The sequence below is a fragment of the Pleurocapsa sp. CCALA 161 genome, from assembly GCF_003003995.1.
GTDB lineage: Bacteria > Cyanobacteriota > Cyanobacteriia > Cyanobacteriales > Xenococcaceae > Waterburya.
The window spans coordinates 1-21,573 of record NZ_PVWF01000054.1 but is presented as its reverse complement, the minus strand read 5'-3'; the positions used below and the strand labels follow the sequence as shown (position 1 = coordinate 21,573).

Annotated in this window: 18 protein-coding genes; 8 read left to right on the top strand and 10 right to left on the bottom strand. The window is 38.8% G+C overall.

Going from position 1 to position 21,573, the window contains the following annotated elements; all coding sequences use genetic code 11:
• Positions 1 to 64 precede the first annotated feature (64 nt).
• The gene (locus tag C7B62_RS14105; RefSeq protein WP_106237389.1) at positions 65 to 676 is read left to right on the top strand and encodes a low-complexity tail membrane protein; all 612 of its coding nucleotides are present in this window, start codon (positions 65 to 67) and stop codon (positions 674 to 676) included.
• A gap of 110 nt (positions 677 to 786) precedes the next feature.
• The gene (locus C7B62_RS14100; RefSeq protein WP_106237385.1) at positions 787 to 975 is read left to right on the top strand and encodes a hypothetical protein; all 189 of its coding nucleotides are present in this window, start codon (positions 787 to 789) and stop codon (positions 973 to 975) included.
• 148 nt (positions 976 to 1,123) lie between these two features.
• Here C7B62_RS14100 and C7B62_RS14095 read toward each other — a convergent pair whose 3' ends face one another.
• Positions 1,124 to 1,855, bottom strand: coding sequence for a DevA family ABC transporter ATP-binding protein (locus C7B62_RS14095; RefSeq protein ID WP_199194196.1), 732 nt, complete (start codon positions 1,853 to 1,855; stop codon positions 1,124 to 1,126).
• A gap of 23 nt (positions 1,856 to 1,878) precedes the next feature.
• Between C7B62_RS14095 and C7B62_RS14090 the strand changes: the two genes are divergently transcribed.
• Together C7B62_RS14090 and C7B62_RS14085 are read left to right on the top strand one after the other, a co-directional pair.
• Positions 1,879 to 2,475, top strand: a complete 597-nt coding sequence (locus tag C7B62_RS14090; RefSeq protein WP_106237381.1) for a GNAT family N-acetyltransferase — start codon at positions 1,879 to 1,881, stop codon at positions 2,473 to 2,475.
• 156 nt (positions 2,476 to 2,631) lie between these two features.
• Positions 2,632 to 2,892, top strand: coding sequence for an EVE domain-containing protein (locus C7B62_RS14085; protein WP_106237377.1), 261 nt, complete (start codon positions 2,632 to 2,634; stop codon positions 2,890 to 2,892).
• Positions 2,893 to 3,201: 309 nt separating this feature from the next.
• Here C7B62_RS14085 and devC read toward each other — a convergent pair whose 3' ends face one another.
• From devC to C7B62_RS14070, 3 genes are all read right to left on the bottom strand, one after another.
• Positions 3,202 to 4,368: an ABC transporter permease DevC gene (gene devC, locus C7B62_RS14080; RefSeq protein WP_106237374.1), complete on the bottom strand. Its 1,167-nt coding sequence runs from the start codon at positions 4,366 to 4,368 to the stop codon at positions 3,202 to 3,204.
• A 96-nt stretch (positions 4,369 to 4,464) separates the two neighbouring features.
• Positions 4,465 to 5,655 (bottom strand): ABC exporter membrane fusion protein, encoded by a 1,191-nt coding sequence (locus tag C7B62_RS14075; RefSeq protein WP_106237370.1) that lies wholly within the window; start codon positions 5,653 to 5,655, stop codon positions 4,465 to 4,467.
• Positions 5,656 to 5,758: 103 nt separating this feature from the next.
• A complete protein-coding gene (locus C7B62_RS14070; protein ID WP_106237367.1) occupies positions 5,759 to 6,112 on the bottom strand; it encodes a hypothetical protein in 354 nt (117 codons plus the stop codon).
• A 138-nt stretch (positions 6,113 to 6,250) separates the two neighbouring features.
• Here C7B62_RS14070 and C7B62_RS14060 point away from each other — a divergent pair, with 138 nt between their 5' ends.
• On the top strand, positions 6,251 to 7,363 hold the full coding sequence (locus C7B62_RS14060) for an ABC transporter permease (protein WP_106237363.1): 1,113 nt from the start codon (positions 6,251 to 6,253) through the stop codon (positions 7,361 to 7,363).
• A gap of 56 nt (positions 7,364 to 7,419) precedes the next feature.
• On the top strand, positions 7,420 to 7,806 hold the full coding sequence (gene dndE, locus C7B62_RS14055) for a DNA sulfur modification protein DndE (RefSeq protein ID WP_106237360.1): 387 nt from the start codon (positions 7,420 to 7,422) through the stop codon (positions 7,804 to 7,806).
• A 66-nt stretch (positions 7,807 to 7,872) separates the two neighbouring features.
• On the opposite strand, the gene C7B62_RS14050 is transcribed toward dndE, so the two are convergent.
• Both C7B62_RS14050 and C7B62_RS14045 read right to left on the bottom strand, forming a co-directional pair.
• A complete protein-coding gene (locus C7B62_RS14050; RefSeq protein WP_106237357.1) occupies positions 7,873 to 8,565 on the bottom strand; it encodes a response regulator transcription factor in 693 nt (230 codons plus the stop codon).
• 241 nt (positions 8,566 to 8,806) lie between these two features.
• Positions 8,807 to 11,383 (bottom strand): ATP-binding protein, encoded by a 2,577-nt coding sequence (locus C7B62_RS14045; RefSeq protein ID WP_106237353.1) that lies wholly within the window; start codon positions 11,381 to 11,383, stop codon positions 8,807 to 8,809.
• 445 nt (positions 11,384 to 11,828) lie between these two features.
• On the opposite strand from C7B62_RS14045, the gene carB reads away from it, so the two are divergent.
• On the top strand, positions 11,829 to 15,068 hold the full coding sequence (carB, locus tag C7B62_RS14040) for a carbamoyl-phosphate synthase large subunit (protein WP_106237350.1): 3,240 nt from the start codon (positions 11,829 to 11,831) through the stop codon (positions 15,066 to 15,068).
• A gap of 235 nt (positions 15,069 to 15,303) precedes the next feature.
• Positions 15,304 to 16,362, top strand: coding sequence for a spore photoproduct lyase family protein (locus C7B62_RS14035; protein WP_106237347.1), 1,059 nt, complete (start codon positions 15,304 to 15,306; stop codon positions 16,360 to 16,362).
• Between the two features lie 431 nt (positions 16,363 to 16,793).
• Here the strand turns inward: C7B62_RS14035 and C7B62_RS14030 are convergent, their stop codons facing one another.
• From C7B62_RS14030 to C7B62_RS14015, 4 genes are all read right to left on the bottom strand, one after another.
• Positions 16,794 to 19,028 carry a S8 family serine peptidase gene (locus C7B62_RS14030; protein WP_106237344.1) on the bottom strand — a complete coding sequence of 745 codons (2,235 nt, stop codon included), beginning with the start codon at positions 19,026 to 19,028 and terminating at the stop codon, positions 16,794 to 16,796.
• Between the two features lie 132 nt (positions 19,029 to 19,160).
• A complete protein-coding gene (locus C7B62_RS14025; protein ID WP_233219968.1) occupies positions 19,161 to 20,546 on the bottom strand; it encodes a deoxyguanosinetriphosphate triphosphohydrolase family protein in 1,386 nt (461 codons plus the stop codon).
• A gap of 54 nt (positions 20,547 to 20,600) precedes the next feature.
• On the bottom strand, positions 20,601 to 20,810 hold the full coding sequence (locus C7B62_RS14020; protein ID WP_106237341.1) for a hypothetical protein: 210 nt from the start codon (positions 20,808 to 20,810) through the stop codon (positions 20,601 to 20,603).
• Between the two features lie 216 nt (positions 20,811 to 21,026).
• On the bottom strand, positions 21,027 to 21,573 hold a 547-nt coding region (locus C7B62_RS14015), incomplete at its 5' end, for a GntR family transcriptional regulator (protein WP_106237339.1).

Genomic DNA, 21,573 nt, shown 5'->3' with positions numbered 1-21,573 from the left:
TCTGCCAGATAAGTATATAGGGGCGCTGGTCAAAACGCCCCGATGCATTTCTGTATAATCAACAATGACGAATACTCGTTCTGAACCTTTTTTATGGATTCATGTTGGGGGCATAATCATGTTTCCCTTGATGTTTGGTGTTGCCTCGATTGGGCTAGCAGTGGGAGATAGATACAGCTATTTGCTCGAATTGCCTTGGTTAATAGCGATCGCTATTCTCCCTGTGTTATTAATGCAGCTCTACCGTCCGTTTAATATTTTTAGCGTATTGTTTTTTGCTCTCCCGCCTAAATTTTTAAGCGTAAAGCAAAGAAAAATTCTGGCTTTATTTAAAAGAAAGCAACAAAAAGTTGTCAACGCGATCGCCACAGGATTAATGCTGTTTAATCTATGGTTACTATATAATTTTGCTCCAGCAACCACAGGAATTGCTAACTTATTACCGCAGCAGCGTATTTTAGGATTAGCGATCGCCAGCATCGCTTTCTTGGGCAGTAATCTTTTTGTTCAAATACCTCTAAATGCAGTTCAGGTTTTGTTAACTAATGAATTAGAATTAGCCCAAATCAAACAGTGTACTCTACAAGAAATAGCAAGTGATTTTACGACTCCTGGCATTAAAATTGATAAAGTAGACTGGTTAACTAAGTTAGTTAGAAAAAAAGAAACAAATTAAGCTTTACTAACATATTTATAGTTATCCGAGGATTTATGTATTTAGAAATACAGATACTCAATTTACTTGAGTTAAACTAAAAAATATAGAGTAATAAAAATTTTACATACATGACAAACTCAACTATCGCTTCGCTAAACGAAAGGGATCAAGAAATTTGGTTCAGTCTTAGACAGGCAATCTCCAAAAGCTCAGGTTTTCAAAGTTGGCAGCAAGAAAGAGATATCAGTAGCGACATTGAATTAGACCAGCAAGTACGAAGTTACCTCAAAGAAACTTTAGAGACTCTTGCCTACTAAACAAAAAACATCTATCTGTAAATTACCAAAATTTATCTTTAATCAATGGGGATGTATTAGTCAATACATCCCCATTGTCGTCTTAAAATCATCTAAAAGCTTTTAAAAGCGATCGCATTGAACAAAACAAAACAGAGAAACTTCAGCATTAGTTTGTCATAGTCACGGCATTAAAAGAGCGATGCGATACTAATCTACCATCTTCCATGTGAACAAGGCGATCCGCAATATCTAAAATGCGCTCATCGTGAGTTACCAATAAAATAGTGCTGCCTTGTTCTTTGGCTAGTTTTTGCATAATATTAACTACATCTCGTCCTGATTTACTATCCAAGGCTGCTGTCGGTTCATCAGCTAGAACAATTGCAGGATGGGCAACTAAAGCACGAGCGATCGCAACTCGTTGTTTTTGTCCCCCAGATAGGTTATCAGGATAGTAATCAATCCTCTCCCCTAAGCCTACTTGTTCTAACATGGCTACAGCGCGATCGCGCCTTTCTTTTTTGGAGTATATACCCTGTACTTCTAAACCCATCTGGACATTTTGAGTAGCATTTAAACTATGGTGTAAATTATGCGCTTGAAAGATATAGCCATTATTGCGTCTAGCTTGCACTAATTCTGCGGGAGATGCACCACAAAGTTCTTTACCAAGTATTTTACAAGTTCCAGACTGGGGTGAACGTAATCCACTAACAAGAGTTAGTAATGTTGTTTTACCCGAACCAGAAGGCCCTGTCATTAAAACAATTTCGCCTCTATTTATAGTTAAATTAATGTTAAATAAAACTTGTTTACGAAGTTCACCTTTACCGAAGTAATGATCTAAGTTTTTAATATCAATTACTGGTTGTTTGATTTGTTGTTGATTGTTATTCATAGCTACTTTACTAATTTATGTTTATGAACGTATATTTAGAAACAAATAGATTAATTTTGCGTCAGTTTGTTGTCGATGATTTAAATAATTTATTTAATTTGAATAGCGACTTTGAAGTAATGCGTTATATCAATGGTGGGTTGCCGACAAGTTATCATGATATAGAGAAAAATTTATCGAAATACTTAGAATCTTATGAAAAAAATACGAACTTAGGATTTTGGGCGGCTATAGAAAAAATAAGTAATAAATTTATTGGCTGGTTTCATTTTCTGACTACGACAAATTTTGCTTATTTAACAGAATTTAATTTAGTGAGTGGCAATGAAATTGCTTTAGGATATAGATTGTGTAAAGATGACTGGAATCGTGGTTTTGCTAGCGAAGGCTCTAAAGCAATCATAGCTAAGGGATTTTCTGAGTTGGGTGTAACCAAAGTTGTGTCTTGGGCATTGATAGAAAATAAAGCATCGATTCGGGTGATGGAAAAAGCAGGTTTAAGACGGGAAAAAGAGTTTTGTTTTAGTGAAAATCAATTGCCAAATTTGCTAGCATCAGAGCGAAAAGCTGCAATATATGGTTTAAGCAAAGATGAGTTTATCGCCAAATATAATAATTAAAACTGAGAGATGCAAGCTTAAATGTTTTAAAAACAGTTGGCATGAATTTTATTGAGTATATACCGCAAGGATTTATAAAAAAGGGTGAGTGGGTAGAAGAAAATAGATTGAATATTACTAAAGAAGAATGGAGTAAGTTGAAACAATAAAACATGAATGAAACATTCAATTAATACAGTTTCAAAAAATTATATAATAGTAGGAAAAGAAGAAAGTTTTGTCCAAGCAGGACATGGTAAAGAAACTCCACTCAAGAAATTACAACCAGTTGATTACATAATTTTTTATTCTCCCAAAACGTCATTACAAAATGGAAAACCTATTCAAGCATTTACAGCAGTTGTCACAATTAAAGATCGAGATATTTATCAAGTTGTAGAACCGCGATCGCTTTCAGCCATATCGCCGAAATGCTGAATTTGAAAACTGTCAAGAAGTACAGATTAAACCTTTAATTGAACAACTAAAATTTATTACTAACAAAAAACACTGGAGTTTTAAATTTAGACTTGGCTTGTTTGAGATTAAGCAACATGATTTTGAACTAATTTATGGATTGATGAAAAGTAATTCGTAACAGTTTACTTTCTAATGATTGTTTCAAATAAAAGCATTACTCATTTACCAACGCCAAATCTTTTTATGAAAAGTTAGAGATGTAGACAGTTACAAGAATGTGTATTCGCAACTGCGAAGCAATTCGTAAAATAGTCTAGTAAACTCTTTCTAAAAGATATCCGCAGGATCGGCTGACTGAAGTTTACGAGTGGCGATCGCCCCTGAAATGCTACACATAACAATAGTCATGATCATTACAGTGACAGCCCTAGATGCTGGTAAGACGATAGGTAAAGCAGTTGCTGCTGCGGTTAATTGATATAGTCCTGCTGCGATCGCCACACTGGGAACAAAGCCAATAATCGAGAGGATAATTGCTTCTTCAAACACCACACCGAGTAAATAAGAGTTTTTATAACCCATTGCCTTAAAAGTAGCGTATTCTGCCATATGATCGTTAACATCGGTGGAAAGTACCTGATAGACAATCACAATTCCGACAATAAAGCCCATCATTGTCCCCAAAGTAAAGACAAAACCAATTGCAGTACTGCTTTTAATGTAATCAAGTTCAGCATCGACATATTCTTGATATGTATAAGCCTGAACATCATCAGCAAGATAATTATTGAGATACGTTCTTACTTTTTCTATATCCTGACCATCTTTGAGATTAATTACGCCTAAACTAACTAATCCTGGCTGTTTACGGGGAAATAAACGCATAAAAGTCTGATCGCTCGTAATTAATGCCCCATCGTCAGCAAAAGAAGCTCCAACTTTAAATACACCAGCAATAGTTAAAGTAGTGCGATCGCTTTCTGTCGTAGCAGTTTTTCCCTGTTGGATCTGGTTGACAACTCGATCATATTCTCCCCTAGATGCCCGATCAAATAGTACTGTATCGGGAATTTTGAGTTTATCTAATTGACCATTAACTTCTGGTAAATTAAAAGCAGGTTTAGCTGGATCAAAACCAACCACCGTCATCGAGGTTTTTTCGCGATTTTGGGGGTTGCGCCAATCAAGAGAACCAACATATATAGGTTCAGCCGATTTTATCCCAGGTACATCCATCGCTTGATACAGTCGTCGGCGAGGAAAGGTATAGGGTTTATTAAAATTAGTTGCTTGAGTACTAGTTAAAACTATATCTCCCTTAATTTTGCGTGGATATTGAGTATTGGAGGTATACAAAGCATTCATAAACCCCAACTGCATAAAGATTAAGATGTCTGCAAAAGCAATTCCCGATAACGCAGTTAACAGTCGAAGCTTGTCATGCTTGAGTTGCAACCACCCCAAAGGAGTACGGTTTTTTAATGATTTAAACATTGTTTTTAATTAATAATTGACAATGGATAATTGTTAATTGTTTTCTCGACTGCTATACTTTTTCTCTACTGGGCGCAAGCCTTCCTCCCCTACTACCTACAGATCAATCCTGACATCCACCAACAAATTAGTAAGTCCTGCTACCTTCCTACTAGACTCTGGATCTAACTTGACTTTCACTTCCACTACCTTGGCATCTATGTTGGCTGTCGGATCGGTATTAACTACTTCTTGGCGTTCGACTTCTAAACCAATAGTTTCAACAGTACCTGTTAATTTTTCGGCGATCGCACTACTGGTAACACTAACCTTCTGTCCTAGTTTTACTTTATCGATGTCGCTTTCATAAACTTCCGCTACAGCATACATCTGGCTGGTTTGCCCAATTCTGACTATTCCCCGATCACTAGCTACTACTTCCCCAGGGCGAGTCATAATTTTAATTACTGTTCCTGCTTGGGGAGATTTAATATAAGCCTGATCTAATTCTGCTTGGGCGGTTTGAACTGCTGCTTGTGCCTCTCTAACTTCTGCTTCGGCTACTGCTACATCAACTGGGCGTACTTCGGCGATTTGATCTAAAGTGGCTTTGGCTTCGGCTAGTTGTTCTTGTTGTCCTGACTTAATACGATTTAGGTTAGCTTTGGCTTCGGCTAGCTGTTTTTTTGCCGTTTCGAGAGTGAGATATTTACTATCTTTTTCTGATGCCGAGATTGCACCATTTTGATACAGACTTTGATACCTTTGATATTCTACTTGAGCATTGTTTAATTCGGCTTGCATCCTATCTACCATCGCCGTTTGCGCCATAATATCGTTGCTACGTTCAGCTTCAATACGGGCGATCGCTGCTTGTTGTGCCTGAATTTCTCCTGTTTTTGCCCCTGCCCTAACTAAAGCTAAATTTGCCTCAGCTACTCTTACCTGTTCTTGTGACTGATTTAAAGCTGCTTGCAGGCGATCGCGACTATCTAATACGGCAATTACATCACCTGCTTTAATCTGATCTCCCTGTTTGACTAATAACTTTTCAATTCGATTTCCTTGTGATCCAGAGGATGCAGAGATCTCAATAATTTCCCCACTGGGTTCTAATCTACCTAATGCTGTCACGGTTTTTATTTCTGGCATTGCTGGGGGAGGTACTTCCGTTTGAGAAGTATCAGTAGAACTTATTTTATATACTGTTACGCCAACCAGAATTAAAGCCAAACCGACAAGGATAGCAGATACGTTTTTAACCAGAGGTTTAGATGATTTGTTTTGTTTGTCTGTAATGTAGTTCATAGCTACCAGGTTCGTTTATGACTAAACCGTTTAGTTTTAACTAGTTATATTATAAAACTAAACCGAGTAGTTTAGTAAACTGAATTAAACTTAGAAAACATTTCTACTCAACAACTACCAATCCAGTTTCCGACTCAGCACTAATTGGTATACGAAAGGTAATTGTTCTAATTAGTTCTCCCTCTGTGTATTCGAGAGTAAAAATTCCTCTACGGATATTAATATTTGGTGGCAGATTTAGAACGTCTTTTCCAGAAATGGTGCAGTTAGGTAAACTCTCCTGAATGTTCTGTTCCTGATTTATTTGACAATTATCTGGTCGAAAAATAATTTTACTTGTTTGACGATCTGTCCATTGTTTCGGATACACACTAAAAGGCACAGCAGCATCAACAAGTTTTATTGAATATTTTTGTTTAGAAGTACAGGGTAAATACTCTAAACAGGAAATGCGCAATCACGCCATAGCTATGTTAGAGCAGGTTGGTTTAGGAGATAGAATTAATTATTATCCTGATCAATAGATATAAAAAATAGCTTGAAGATATAATTAAAAATCAAAATCTTTAACTAACCGATAACTGGTAACTGATTTATGAACTGGTGGCAAAAACTCAAGAATAATACTTTGGCGCAGATTGGTGCATCGATTCTAATTACTTTTTATCTTGCGGTTATTTTTGCAGATTTTATTGCTCCCTATTCTCCTTACGCTTCTCAAGATGATGGATCTCTGTTACCACCGACGACAATTCATTGGCGCGACGAAGCAGGTAAGTTAACCACGCCATTTGTTTATCCCACAACTCAGGGAACGACAGATCTTAATACAGGCGATCGCTTGTTAATTATTAATCGCGACCAAGCCACCCCAATTAATCTTTTCGTAAAAGGCACGCCCTATAATTTGTTTAAAATATCTTTACCTCTACCTCCTAGCTTTGAGTCGGTCACTATTTTTCCTGGCATCCCCTTAGCTAGGCATTTATTTGGCACAGTAGGCAAAGCTCAAATTAACATCCTGGGTACGGACGAACAAGGTAGAGATTTATTTAGTCGCCTGTTGTTTGGTGGCAGAATTAGCCTATTTATTGGACTTGCAGGGATAGCTGTTTCCTATCCTCTAGGTATGTTGGCAGGAGGAATTTCTGGCTACTTTGGCGGTACAGCAGATGCTATTATTATGCGCCTGGTAGAAGTTTTGATGACCATCCCAGGAATCTATTTACTGATTGCCTTGGCTTCAGTAATTCCCGATGGTTTAAGCAGCGCCCAAACTTTCCTAATTATTGTGCTGATCACCTCCTTAATTAGTTGGGCAGGATTAGCACGAGTAGTCAGGGGGCAAGTATTATCGATCAAAGAACAAGAATTTGTCCAAGCTGCCAATGCCATGGGGGCAAATCCGCTCTATATTATCGTGCGTCATATCTTGCCTCAAACAGCTACCTATATCATCATTTCCGCTACTTTGGCTGTTCCCGGCTTTATCATTGCCGAATCAGTTTTGAGCTTAATCGGCTTGGGTATTCAAGCCAAAGATCCCAGTTGGGGTAATTTATTATCCTCTGCCACTAATGCCTCAATCCTAGTATTACAACCTTGGTTAATTATTCCCCCTGCCTTGTTAATCATTTTGACCGTCTTAGCCTTTAATCTTTTGGGAGATGGTTTAAGAGATGCCCTAGATCCCCGCAGTGAACAATGAGCAATGAGCAATGAACAATGAACAGTGAACAGTGAGCGATGAACAGTAATTAATCTATGGATAACCCTCTAGAACGAGTTCGCATTTCTAAAACAGCCGAAGATCAGCTGGTCAAACTTAAGCGCAATACCAAAATAAAGCAGTGGAACATTCTTTGTCGCTGGGCTTTGTGTCGTTCTTTGGCTGAACCTAGCATTCCTTCTCCCGTACCTATTAAAACTGATAGTAAAGTCGAAATAGCTTGGAATGTTTTTGGCGGAGAGATTGCCGACATGTTATTGATTGCTTTAAAGCAAAGATGTTATCAAGATGGACTGGGAACAGAACAAGATACTCTAAAAGAACAGTTTAACCTCCATCTACATCGTGGTATTGGCTATCTAGCAGGAGACAATAATATTAGCCAGATCGAAGATTTAGTTGCTTTGAATATGGTTAAATAGCAAGAAATATTGGCAAGATTAGCAAACCAATAAATATAGCTCCTAATATGAATTTAAAAAACATAATTAACTTTGTAAAATTAATGAAAGCATTTTGTTTTTAGAATATAGTTGAGCTTCCAGATGAGGAAGTTGTCTGATCATAGCAATTTCCGCTGCACAAGTATCTTTAATGGTTTGGAGATTACGCTGGGTTAAGCTAACGGTTGAACTATCTTCTGGTTTGGACTGAATTTTTTTTACTAAGTTAATTGCTGTATTTATTTTAAGTAAAGCCTGTTCATATTCGTGAGACAGCTTATCTTTAATTTGTAGTTCTTCTAGCTCTTTAATTTTTTGCTCTAAGATTTTAGTTTTTTGCTGCTCATCGTGATATTGTTTCATGAGCTTTGCCTGCTTTAATAAACGAGAAGTAACTGCATTTAACAACTCATTTCTGGTAAATGGCTTAGTCAAATAATCATCTGCACCTAGCTCCATGCCATGCCTAATATCATCTTTGTCTGCCATGGCTGTCAAAAAAATAAAGGGAATTAGCTCTGTTTCAGGTATATCTCGCATTTCGGCTAGAATTTCATGCCCACTTATTTCTGGCATCATGACATCAGAAATAACTAAGTCAGGAATATTTTCTTGCGCCCACAAAATTGCCAAAATCCCATTTTCAGTGCTAAATACTTCAAAATCTTCTGCTTCTAGACAATCGACAATATTTTCGCGGATAAACAATTCATCTTCAATAACTAAAATTTTGGTCATGGTATTTATTTAATAAAAAATGGCAAATAGTTGAAACATTGCTTGATTTTCTCAGTAATAATCAGTTTTGATTATTATGCTTTTGACTTAGTTATCAATTTACTTTTATTTAGTCAAAAAAACCTCAGAAATATAACGGATAAATAGATTGAGTACTAGAGATTTTTAATTAGAAATATTGAGTTTCAAAGATTAAATTAAATAAAAATATATCTAAAGGTAGATGTTCAATTGCTTATTTTTATTCAATTTTCAAGTAAGGAAGGATAACAATAAAAGTAGTACCTTCTCCAAGCTGGCTATCAACCGAGATGCTGCCTTGATGCAAATCTACTGAGCGTTTAACGATCGATAAACCTAGTCCAGTACCAGGAATTGAACCTGTGTTAGTAGCTCGATGAAAAGAGTCGAACAACTGTGCGCGATCTTCTAAAGGAATACCAATACCATAGTCACGAACCTGAAAAACTGCCTGTTCTGATTGACACACAAGATTAAAATCAACGCGATCGCCTTGAGGAGAATATTTAACGGCATTAGAGAGTAGATTACTCAAAATATGTCTGAGAATTTTTTCATCTAAACAGACTAGATAACCTTCATTTTCAGCAGGCTCACTCTGGGATTCACATTCATTGTTCGCTTGAAAAACGATCTGGTGAGTTGTTGTAGTGAGATCGATTTCTTCCACTAACTGTTGGCAATATTGAAACAAATTAAATTTAGTTGGGTTTAGCTGGAGTTTTCCTACCTCTGCTTTACCTAATAAAAGAACATCATTAAGTAATCCAGTCATATGCTTGACTGAGCTTTGAATCCGATAGAGGTGGCTGAGTTTTTTCTCTTCACTCCACTTATGACTATAATGCTCCAACAATTCAGCAGAAGACAAAATTGAGGCTAAGGGAGTGCGAAATTCATGGGATGCCATCGTGACAAAGCGACTTTTCAATTCAGCCAGCTTTTTCTCCTGTTCTAGAGTGCGACGAACATCTTCTTCTGCTCGTTTGCGCTCAGTAATATCGCGGATGATTGCCATCACCTCATCAACATCACTATTAGCAAGACGCACTTCGTAGCTATAAATTTCTTCATCAGTAGAGACTTGGCATTCTAAGATTTGCAGTTCCCCAGTCGCAAGAGCCTTTTCGATTCCCCGTTCAATCGGTTCAGAGATGTCTTCAGGAAATACCTCTTTGAGATGCTTCCCTAAAAAAGTCTGATCGGGAGTGAGTAAGTTTTTTTCTTTAGCAGCTTTAAAATTAACAAAATTTCCCTGGCGATTGATGCGCAAGATTAAGTCTGGGATGGCATTAAACATAGCCTTGTTAGTTGCCATGCTCGAATGCAGGGCATCCTCGGCTCTTTTTCGCTCTATGATTAAGCCTAATTGAGCAGCGACGGATTTAACTAATTCAACTATTTGGCTGTTTTCTGGACTAGCGGAAAAATCAAAAAAAACAAACACGGCAATAACTTTTTCTCCAGCAACTATGGGTACTCCCAGAGAAGTTTTTAAGCCTGCTGCTTGAGCAAATTTATTTCTCAGAAATATTTTGCTTACTTGCACAGAAACATCTTCAGTCCATTCAGGTTTTTTAGTTGCCCAAACTCTGCCAGGTTTACCGATGTTGCGCGGAAAATTAATGTGTTGGCTGGCTTTTCTAAACTCCGCTAATTTTTGATTGTTACCATACCAAGAGGGACTCAGTTTAAGCATGTTTATCCCCTCATCAGGAATCCAAGCTTCTGCAAAACTCCAGTTAACTGTTTGGCATACTTTACGCAAAGTAATGGCGATCGCTTCATCAAAGCTCGATGCTGCGGTGATCGCTTGAGTAATAGTTTGCAAAAGACGAATTTCTTGTTCAGCCTGTTTACGTTCGGCAATTTCTGCTTTTAATATTTCGTTGCTGTGAGCTAGTTCTATTGTTCGCTGTTTGACTCTCTGTTCTAATTCATGATGAGCTTGTTTGAGCAAATTTTCTGCCTCTTTACGTGTAGTAATTTCAGAGACATAGCATCTAACTAATCGATTGACAGAAATTAAGTGAACTGACTGTTCAAATACTTGTTCTCCTATGTTTATTTCCCGAATAGTGTATTCTTTCGACTCAGCTTTAATCAGCGCAATTACCCCTGCCAAAATTGGATGATCTAGTTTATCTTTTCTTAAAGTCGGAAACCATTTGAGAGCAGCAGGATTGAGATAAGTAATTTTGCCTTGGAGATCGATTTCGATAATCGGATTGGAAAATAGCTCAGGAAATGAGGCTAATCTCTCTAAAGACTGTTGAATTGATGCCTGACGTTCTGCCAAAGATATATTTGAAGTCTGATGAGATTTGAGTGAATCCCTAGATTGGCTGGAATCACCAAGGAAACAGGTAGCTAAAGAATCTTCGATTTCGTCAGCAAAAAAACCAGATTGCTCAAGTCGGTCTGGGTGCATTGCTGTTACAGTTTTGATCACTTCGGCAGTAACTTGATAGGTAGCAGTAATGCCATCACCAAAGTAGATTACATCTCCATTTTGTAGATCGTGAGAAAAACTTTTCTTGGCATTTACTTCTAAACCATTTCTGCTGCGCCTTCCTTTTAAATCCCCGTCAATAATGCGAAATTGATAATTATCAGTACCTGAAATAGCTATTCGCAATAAGGTTGCATGGTAACGAGATATTTTTGTCGAACTAAGTACAATTGAATTTTGGGGATCGCGACCAATAGAATATGTCTCCGATTGGAGTTCAACGGTAGAGCGTTTGTGAATATTGTCAATGATTAAGGTATGTTTTTCAGCTTGAAAGTGGGTCATAAAGATCTAAAACTAGCAAGAATCAAGTTTTCGGACTGATATTGACTATGATGTTATGATGCCCAAAATCTAGATCAGAATTATAAGAGGCGGTATATGGCATGTAGCATGAATTAAGTTGCTAACATCAATCAGCGATTAAATTTATCCCATTTAAAGCGACTGCACTATTAAACTAAGAGCTTTAAGAAGATATACTTCAACATCTTCCACCCACTAATAACTGGTAAGCGTATAAACTGGCTGGTAGCAAAAACTCAAAAATAAGACTTTGGCACAGATTGGTGCATCATTAGCAAACCAATAAATTATAGTGTTGGTAAATTTAAATTAAAGATATACAACAGCTAGTCATTAAATGTAGATAAAAGGAATACGTTTTCGCGGGCCAAGAAACTATACAATGAAACGCTAGCAGTATAAGTTAGACAAGAGACAGAGTAATATGCCCCGTCGTGAAGATCTCCATAAAATTCTACTTCTTGGTTCAGGCCCGATTGTAATTGGACAAGCTTGTGAATTTGACTATTCAGGCACGCAAGCCTGTAAAGCGCTGCGAGAAGAAGGATATGAAGTAGTCCTGGTTAATTCTAATCCTGCTTCGATTATGACTGACCCAGAAATGGCTAACCGTACTTATATTGAACCTTTAACTCCCGAAATAGTGGAAAAGGTAATCGCTAAAGAAAAGCCAGATGCCTTATTGCCCACGATGGGAGGGCAAACAGCGTTAAATATTGCAGTGTCTCTAGCTAAAAGTGGCGTGCTAGAAAAGTATGGTGTGGAGCTAATTGGGGCAAAGTTACCCGCCATTGAGAAAGCGGAAGACCGTCTGTTGTTTAAACAAGCGATGGAGAAAATTGGCGTACCCATGTGTCCATCAGGTATCGCCAATAATTTAGAGGAAGCTAAAGCGATCGCCAAAGAAATCGGTAGCTATCCTTTGATTATTCGTCCTGCCTTTACCTTGGGTGGTACAGGAGGCGGTATTGCTTACAACCAAGAAGAATACGAGAAAATTTCGGCATCAGGGATCGATGCTTCTCCTGTTAGTCAGATTCTAGTAGATAAGTCTTTGCTGGGTTGGAAAGAATACGAACTAGAAGTAATGAGAGATCTGGCAGATAATGTCGTAATTATCTGTTCGATTGAAAATATCGACCCGATGGGGATACATACAGGGGATTCTATTACTGTTGCTCCAGCACAAACCCTGACTGATAAGGAATACCAGCGGTTACGAGACTATTCTTTAGCGATTATTCGCGAGATCGGCGTGGAAACAGGCGGGTCTAATATTCAGTTTGCGATTAATCCCATTAATGGTGAGGTGATCGTGATTGAGATGAATCCTCGCGTCTCTCGTTCTTCGGCATTGGCTTCTAAAGCTACAGGTTTCCCCATTGCCAAATTTGCTGCTAAGTTAGCCGTGGGTTATCGCCTCAACGAAATTTATAACGATATTACCCAGAAAACCCCTGCTTCTTTTGAACCCACCATTGACTATGTAGTTACCAAGATTCCTCGCTTTGCCTTTGAAAAATTCCCTGGCACTGAACCAATCTTAACCACCCAAATGAAGTCGGTGGGGGAAGCAATGGCAATTGGCAGAACCTTTAATGAATCGTTCCAGAAAGCATTAAGATCTTTAGAAACTGGTCGTGCTGGCTTTGGTTGCGATCGCCAGGAAATATTGCCTTCAATTCCCCAGGTACGCGCTAGTTTACGGACACCTAACCCAGAGCGGGTTTTTAGTATCTATCAGGGTATGAAGTTAGGTATGACCCCCGAAGAAATCCATGAGCTAACGGCGATCGATATGTGGTTTCTCGATAAAATGCAGGAATTACTCCTGACAGAGAAGTTTCTCAAGGGACATGCGCTTAAAAAAATCTCTGCCGAACAGATGCGTTTTGTTAAACAACAGGGATATAGCGATCGCCAGATAGCTTTTGCGACTAAAACCAATGAAGATGATGTGCGAGCATATCGCAAAAAACTAGGGATTGTACCTGTGTATAAGCTGGTAGATACCTGCGCTGCCGAATTTGAAGCTTTTACGCCCTATTACTACTCTACCTACGAAGAAGGAGAATCAGAGATTACACCTTCAGATAAATCTAAGGTGATGATCTTAGGGGGTGGTCCTAATCGGATTGGACAGGGGATTGAGTTTGACTACTGCTGTTGTCACGCAGCTTTTTCGCTTTCGGCTGCGGGATATGAAACCATTATGGTTAACTCCAATCCTGAAACTGTTTCCACCGATTACGATACCAGCGATCGCCTTTACTTTGAACCTTTAACTAAAGAAGACGTATTAAACATTATCGAAGCGGAAAACCCCGCAGGAATTATCGTCCAGTTTGGGGGACAAACACCCTTAAAGTTAGCGATTCCCCTACAAGAATATCTAGAACAATTTCAAGTGACTGAAACAAAAATCTGGGGAACATCTCCTGATTCCATTGATGCAGCCGAAGATCGCGAAAGATTCGAGCAAATATTGCGCGAGTTAGATATCAAACAGCCTCCTAATGGTCTAGCTCGTAGTTACGAAGAATCGCTCAAGATTGCTAACCGTATTTCCTATCCAGTAGTAGTGCGTCCTTCCTATGTTTTAGGCGGTCGAGCAATGCAAATTGTCTATTCCGATGCCGACCTCAAACACTATATGACCTATGCTGTGCAGGTAGAACCCGACCATCCTATTTTAATAGACCAATTCTTAGAGAATGCGATCGAGGTTGATGTTGATGCCTTGTGCGACCATAGTGGGACAGTAGTAATCGGTGGCATTATGGAACATATCGAACAGGCTGGTATTCATTCAGGAGACTCCGCTTGTTCTATTCCTTACAATTCTTTATCTGAATCGGCGATCGCCGTTATCCGCGACTGGACAGCCAAATTAGCCAAAGCACTTAAAGTAGTGGGCTTAATGAATATTCAATATGCGGTACAGGGGGAGCAGGTATTTATCATTGAAGCCAATCCTCGTGCTTCTCGTACTGTTCCTTTTGTTTCCAAAGCAACGGGAGTTCCCCTAGCTAAAATCGCCTCTTTAGTCATGTCTGGCAAAAGCCTAGAATCTTTGGGGGTAACTAAAGAAATTATCCCTAAGCATATCGCTGTTAAAGAAGCAGTGTTGCCCTTTAATAAATTTCCTAGTACTGATACCCTTTTAGGGCCTGAAATGCGCTCTACAGGAGAAGTAATGGGAATTGATAGCGATTTTGGTAAAGCCTTCGCTAAAGCGGAAATTGGTGCAGGAGTGGATTTAGCTTTAACTGGGACAGTATTTGTTTCTATGAATGAACGAGATAAAATTGCGATCGTTCCCGTGGTACAAGATTTTATCGACCTTGGCTTTAAAATAGTTGCCACATCAGGAACCCAAAAATCCCTCCATTCAAACGGCATTAAAGATGTAGAGTTGGTTCTTAAGCTACACGAAGGTCGTCCTCATGTTGTAGATTCAATTAAAAACAATCAGATTCAGCTAATTATTAACACCCCCACAGGAGAAGAATCCCAAACCGATGCTCAACTAATTAGAAGGATGGCATTAGACTATCGGTTACCGATTATTACCACCATCTCAGGGGCAAAAGCTACCGTAGCAGCAATTCGCTCTCTACAATCTGAGCCTTTAGAGGTGAAAGCTTTGCAGGAGTATATTTAAAACAGACTGTAATTATAGTCATTTAAAATAAAAAACATACGATCTTGTAGGGGCGATTAATTGAAATGACTATAGTTGTTGATGTAATTGGTTGTTTAACTAATTCTGCTGCTATTGAATTAATTATCACTCAACCAATAAAAATCAGCAGATCTCTATCTTTAGTCGGTACGAATTAGTTGTTGTTATGTCTAACTTCTAATTGTGAGTCTTTTTTCTTAAACCGATTGTTGTCATGATTTCTAGCTCTATTCAACCTCAAGTCAAAACCAGTCAGGCTAAACTGTGGTTACCAAAACAAGTACTCATAACCCCTGCTGCCTATGCTGAGAATTGGGGACAACAAATTCTTGAGCGAGTCAAGTCTTTTAATATTCCCGTCACAAAATTATCTCAGAATCGACTTACTGGCTTGCGTGGCAAGAATGAAAGAGAAACCTATGGGATCGCCAAAAATACTTTAGCCATAGTTAATGCACCACCAAGCCAACTCAAACTAACGCCAATTCCTCCTTCTGCTGACTGGCAATTTCATTTAGCACAGGGTTGTCCTGCACACTGTCAATATTGTTATTTAGCAGGTAGCTTATCTGGTGCGCCTGTAGTCAAAGTTTATGCTAATTTACCGCAAATTTTGGCAAATTTGAGCAATTATGAACAAGAAGATCGAGACATTACTTATGAAGTTAGTTGCTATACAGATCCTTTAGGAATTGAACATTTAACAGGAAGTTTAGCCGAATCTATTCGTTATTTTGGCACAAGAAAAAGAGCATATTTGCGTTGGGTAAGCAAGTTTGCTTATGTCGAGCAGCTTTTGGATTTGCCCCATAATGGAAATACTCACTGTCGCATTAGCGTAAATGCCGATCCTGTAAGTCATTCGATGGAAGGAGGGACAGCCACTGTAGCGCAAAGACTACAGGCATTACGTCAGCTAGCTATGCATGGTTATCCTGTTGGGATTGTGATCGCGCCAATTATGGCGATCGCCAATTGGCAACAACATTATGCTAATTTATTTCAATTGATTACTCAAACGTTAGATCTTGATTGCGATCTTACCTTTGAATTAATCACCCATCGTTTTACGCCTAAATCAAAAGAAGTCTTAAAGACATGGTATCCCAACAGTAAACTAGATCTTGAGGCAGAAAATCGTAGTCAAAAACGGAATAAGTTCGGTGGAGTCAAATACGTCTACCCTAAAGATACAATGGCAGAACTGCAAGAATTTATTGAAGCACAAATTAACAGCAACTTTCCTCAAGCTAAAATTCTTTACTGGACTTGAGATTAATTTAAAATTATTTTAATTTGTGAGCGATCGCTGGTTTACCTAACTTTAATACCCTAACCTGAGTTCGGGATTAGCTCAAATCCTTATTTTGAAGGTATTTAAAAAATACTATTTTCCGTTCTTCTTTCATAGTAGAGTTGCATCCAAACTATCTCAAAAGCTATTAGCTTAGAGCTTACAGCTATCTCCACCAATTAATCTGCTTAACCCGAACTCAGGTTACCCTAGATTCATTCCTCTACCTCCGAAATACCCGATTAAAAAGCTATAAGCTAAGGCTCGTTTTGACGGTCACGTTTTGCGTAAGAATCTTCTTACCCATTTGCGAAGCTTATCCTTTAGGAAAAGCCGCCTAATCCTCTAGGGCTACCTGCTACTTCGTTATAAGATCGACTGGTTGCTATTGGAAATGACTATAGCTTTTGTTAAAGGAGTTGGCTGATTGGCTCGTCTTGCTCTGTTGCGATATTGTAGGCTAATCCTAGCTCAGATTGAGTTAGGAAAATCGGTAGATCGCCTAAACTATCACTCAACGGTTGCCCTTCAATACTTGTCATTTGACCCAATGGCAAATCGTCAATTGTCACCGTATAATTGTCTTGGTTTTCTGATGCAGTAACCCTGGCAATCAAAGAACGATCATTCTCGCTATAGTTATCAATTTCAAAATAGTATTCTGTACCCGCTTCTAACTTCACTTCTAGTAAATTACTTCGATCTTTAGCTGCATCATCATGAACATTAACAGCAACGATCTCTTCCCCGTCAGCTTCAAACAAGCGTAACAATGGCTCGTCAGTAGACTCTTGATTGGCATCAACCTGAATCTGCCAAGTTTCATCTTTGGTGGCAATAAAATGATTGAGGTTAAGATCGCTCGCATCAATTAGATAACCAGAATCTTCAGCAATCTGCTCTGTAGCTGCTGTGTTAACCGAAACTCTACTTGTGCGATCGCCATTAGTATTAGTATCACTAATTGAGTCTTGACTAACAGAATCAAACAGATCGTAATTTTCTAAATCTTCCTTTAAAGCGATCGCCGATTGATAAATATTAATTCGCGGATAGTCCAAATTAGTATTCTTAACTGTATCTATTTCATCATCACCATCGTTAATCAGATCGGCATTATCAATTAGATAATCTCTTACCTGTTCGGGAGTCAGCCTGACATCATAATCAGCAGCAATTTCTTGCAACAAAGCAACTGATCCAGCAACATGAGGTGATGCTTGACTCGTGCCTCTTAACTCAGCAAACAGATCGCCGTTGTCTCGTTCGGGAACAGTACTGGTAATTATCGCGCCAGGAGCAAACAGAAAGTTGTCTGAATTTAGACGTTGACTAAACGCCGCAATGTGATCTGTCTCAGGAATTTGATAATTGAGAATACTATCGGGAGCGACATTGTCCTGCCACACTGCACCCACGGAAATTGTGCTATAGATTGCAGGGGAAGATATATTTAATCGTTGGTTAGGTTCAATGAGCCTGCCTGAAGCATCGTAAATATCACCGTTACTATCTGGCTTCCCTTCAAAGTTATTACCTGCTGCTGCTGCAACAACAACTCCTGCTGACTCCAATTCTTGAATTAAAAAACGAGTTTCATCGTCAAAAAAAGAATTTGGTTGATTTGGCTGGGTATAAAAACCAGTTCCTAAAGACAAATTGACGGCGACAATGTTAGTTGTAGTATTAGGATCGCGTACCTCATCAAGTACTCGTTGTAAGGCATTATCGATCGCTTCTCCATCTAGCTTGTCCTCCCCTACCTTAAACCCAATTAACCCTACATCAGTAGCAACTCCAATATCTTCATTCTCTGCTCCAATAATTCCTGATATATGAGTACCATGATCGTCTAAATCATCGGGATTTTTATCTCTATTAACATAATCAAAACCGAATCGATAATTATCATCTAACAAAGGGTGAGTCGCATCCAAACCAGTATCAATGACCACCACATCGAAGCCAGTACCATCGATACCTTGGAAATTTGGATCGTTGCGTAAATCCGTTAGTCCAATTAGATCGAAAGCAGGATTGATGCCCTTGCAAGCCTGTTCAATCTGAATATTTTCACCATCGAGAGTAATTCTGGCAGTATCTTCTTCTGCCTTTAGGGTAGCTAAAACTTCTGGCGGGATCGCTTCGCCATTAACTAATCGACTAAAAATTGCCCCTTCATCTCCTGGTACATCTTGGGGATTTATTTGCGCCGATAAACTATGCCCCAATTCTTCTAGAAGAACCTTCTCTACTGCATCAGGATCATCCTGATGCTCAATTAACAATTCCTGGGATAAGTAAATTTGATTGCTTGTGGCTGCATAAGCTCCTTGTGCGCCATTAATCGCTGCGCTAGAGACAATTTCAATTTCTGGTAGAGTATCTGCGCTTAACCATTGATTAATAATATTTCTAGTATCATTACTCGTCCCAGAGGTAGGTAAATCAGCAATAACTGTACTAGCAAAGGGCGTAGCGAGACTGGGAAATGTGCTGTAGTTTTCAGTCTGTGACTGTTGCTCAAAAGCCAAACCAATCTGATTGTCAAAGTTGGGATTGGAGATAAACTGACTGAGCTTGCTCTTCGCTGTTGACAACGCTTTATTTAAGCTGTTTTGTGCCGTAATTAATCCATCAGACATTATTTTTAGATGTTTTCTGACTATTAGCTCTTAAAATTGCCTAAAAGCTCTAGTTTTAGCTACAAAAATATTACCAGACTATTAATTAAAGAGATCTGATCATTGCAAATAATTTAATGATTCAAAAAAATCTCAATTCCAACTATCTAAAAACAATCCTTGACTGATTCCTGTCAAACGGCGATATTGAATTACAGCTTCTGCTTCGCTTAATCCAGCCACAATATCTACTGCCATGCGAGTTTGTTCTCGGTTTAACTCAGCAGAATTTCCTAAGTTAGCTTCAATTTCGAGAAACTCCCGCACAAAACGAGCAGGAATAAAGCTCAAATCGCGATCGCTAATTGCTTGAAGATAAATTTCAAACAGGGTTTTGATAATTCTTTTTTGTCCGTATCGTTGAGTGGCTAAACGAGGATTAGAAATGACATAAGACCACACAATCCGTTGCAGAAACTTTAGCTCTTCTTCTCGATTACGATTGTATTTGAGATAGCCGCGATCGCCATATTCTGTGGTTAGCTGCACCGACTGTACGTAGTTTTGAATCAGTTGTGAGCTAATGCGTTTAATCTGAGCTTTCTGCTCAAACGAGCCTGGAGGATATTGCCCTTTAAGATTATAGGTAGCATTAAGAAAATTTTGAAAGCGATGGGGGTTGGCTTGAACCACTCTGGCTACACGATTACGAGGAGATACCCGCAGCCAATCGGTAATGAAGCGGTCTAGTTCATCCCAATCTGTTGCCAAAAGCTCTAGGGGAATTAAACCAGCCAGGTAAAAGTCTTCGAGATCGTGAACGCTGTAGGTAATATCATCAGCAAAATCCATGATGCTCGCTTCAATCGACTGGAGATCATTTGATTGATCGCGGACGAAGCTAAATGTCTCCGAGTCTAAATCGTAAATACAGTACTTGCGATGTCTTTTAGAAGCAGGATCAGGCGATCGCAACCAAGGATATTTTAAGACCGCATTTAAGGTGGCTCTGGTTAAATTCAGACCATAGTAATCGAGCCGATGAATTGCCAATCTGGTTAAAATCCGAAAAGATTGGGCGTTTCCTTCAAAACCATCGGCTAAACCTGCTCGTCTGGCACAAGTATCTAACTCTTCCTCGGCGATATGACCAAAAGGAGGATGACCCAAATCATGAGCCAAAGCGGCAGCCTCAACAACATCTGGATCAACTCCACCAATAGCCTCGGCTACCTTTGGCTGTTCTGCTAGCAATCTTTCAGCTAACCTGCGAGCCACCTGAGCCACCTTTAAAGAGTGAGTTAGACGATTATGAAATACATGACCTTCTTGCGCCGTTAAGACTTGAGTAATTTGTGCTAGGCGACGGAAAGCGGAGGAATAGAGAATGCGATCTCGATCAACCTGAAAAGATTGACGATTATCTCCTGGTTTATCTCCTTGATTCCCAAAAGGATTATGTTGTCTCTGCTGCCTCTGTTGTCTTTGCGACATATGTGATAAGCGATCGCCTAATAAAATTGACAATAAAAAAGACATACCTGTTTAGATAGTACGTCTTTAGTCGTTATTTAGCCGTATTACACCAGAGATTTACAAAATTTCCAAGTCCCAGGTAGAGTTGAATTGAGCTTTTCCCTCTTCCACTAAGCGCCAAGCTGCTTCTTTAAGACTACGATGAGATAGCTGGTTATCAACGCTTTTTAGTTCTAATTCTTGCAGACTAATGGGAACTTGGTGTTGTAGCTCAGTCAGCAGAAGATTTCTAGCCTGTTCTGCTTGTTCAACAAAAGATAATTTCATTGTAGAAGTCGAGTTGAAGATCTTAATCAATGGTACTATATCTAGCGCTTGACTTTTTAGTCATTGCTTACAACCTCTATCTATAGCGCCGTATATCATTATGCAACAGGATTGCTAAAACTGAAACCCAATGATTAAGATCTTGTAATACTGCTGAGATTAAGTTGCAAAGAGGGCGTTGCTGATTGTTTGAACAGGATTGAGTGTTATTTGAATCTAGGTCATTTCAGCCTTCTTCTGGTTAATAATCTTTAATTCCTCTACCACCCTAGCTTTGCTAGCAATTAAATGTTCTTTAATTGTTGCTTGAGCTAAATCTGGCTTTTTTAAAGCGATCGCGTCATAGACTTGTCGATGTTCTAAGCGAATTTCTAATACTTGAGGATTGTGTTTTGTAGTTTGAATTCTGAGCAGCGACATTTGATCGAACACCTGTTCCAGCAAAGTTAACAACCATTGATTACCAGAACTTTCGGTGATTAAACGGTGAAATTGATAATCTATTTCTAAAGATTTAGAGCTATTAGACTCTGACTCTACGAGCTTTTCTGCTAGCAACACATATTTTTCTAGTTGTTTTAGCTGTTTAGAAGTGATTTGCTCACAAGCACCCGCAATAGCAAGCTGTTCCAAAGCGATACGACAATCATAAAGTTGAATTGCGTCTTGAACAGACAGAGTCGCAACCTTAAAACCACCATTAGGCTTAGACACGATTAATTTTTCTCGTTTTAACTGACTAATTGCTTCTCTAATCGGGGTA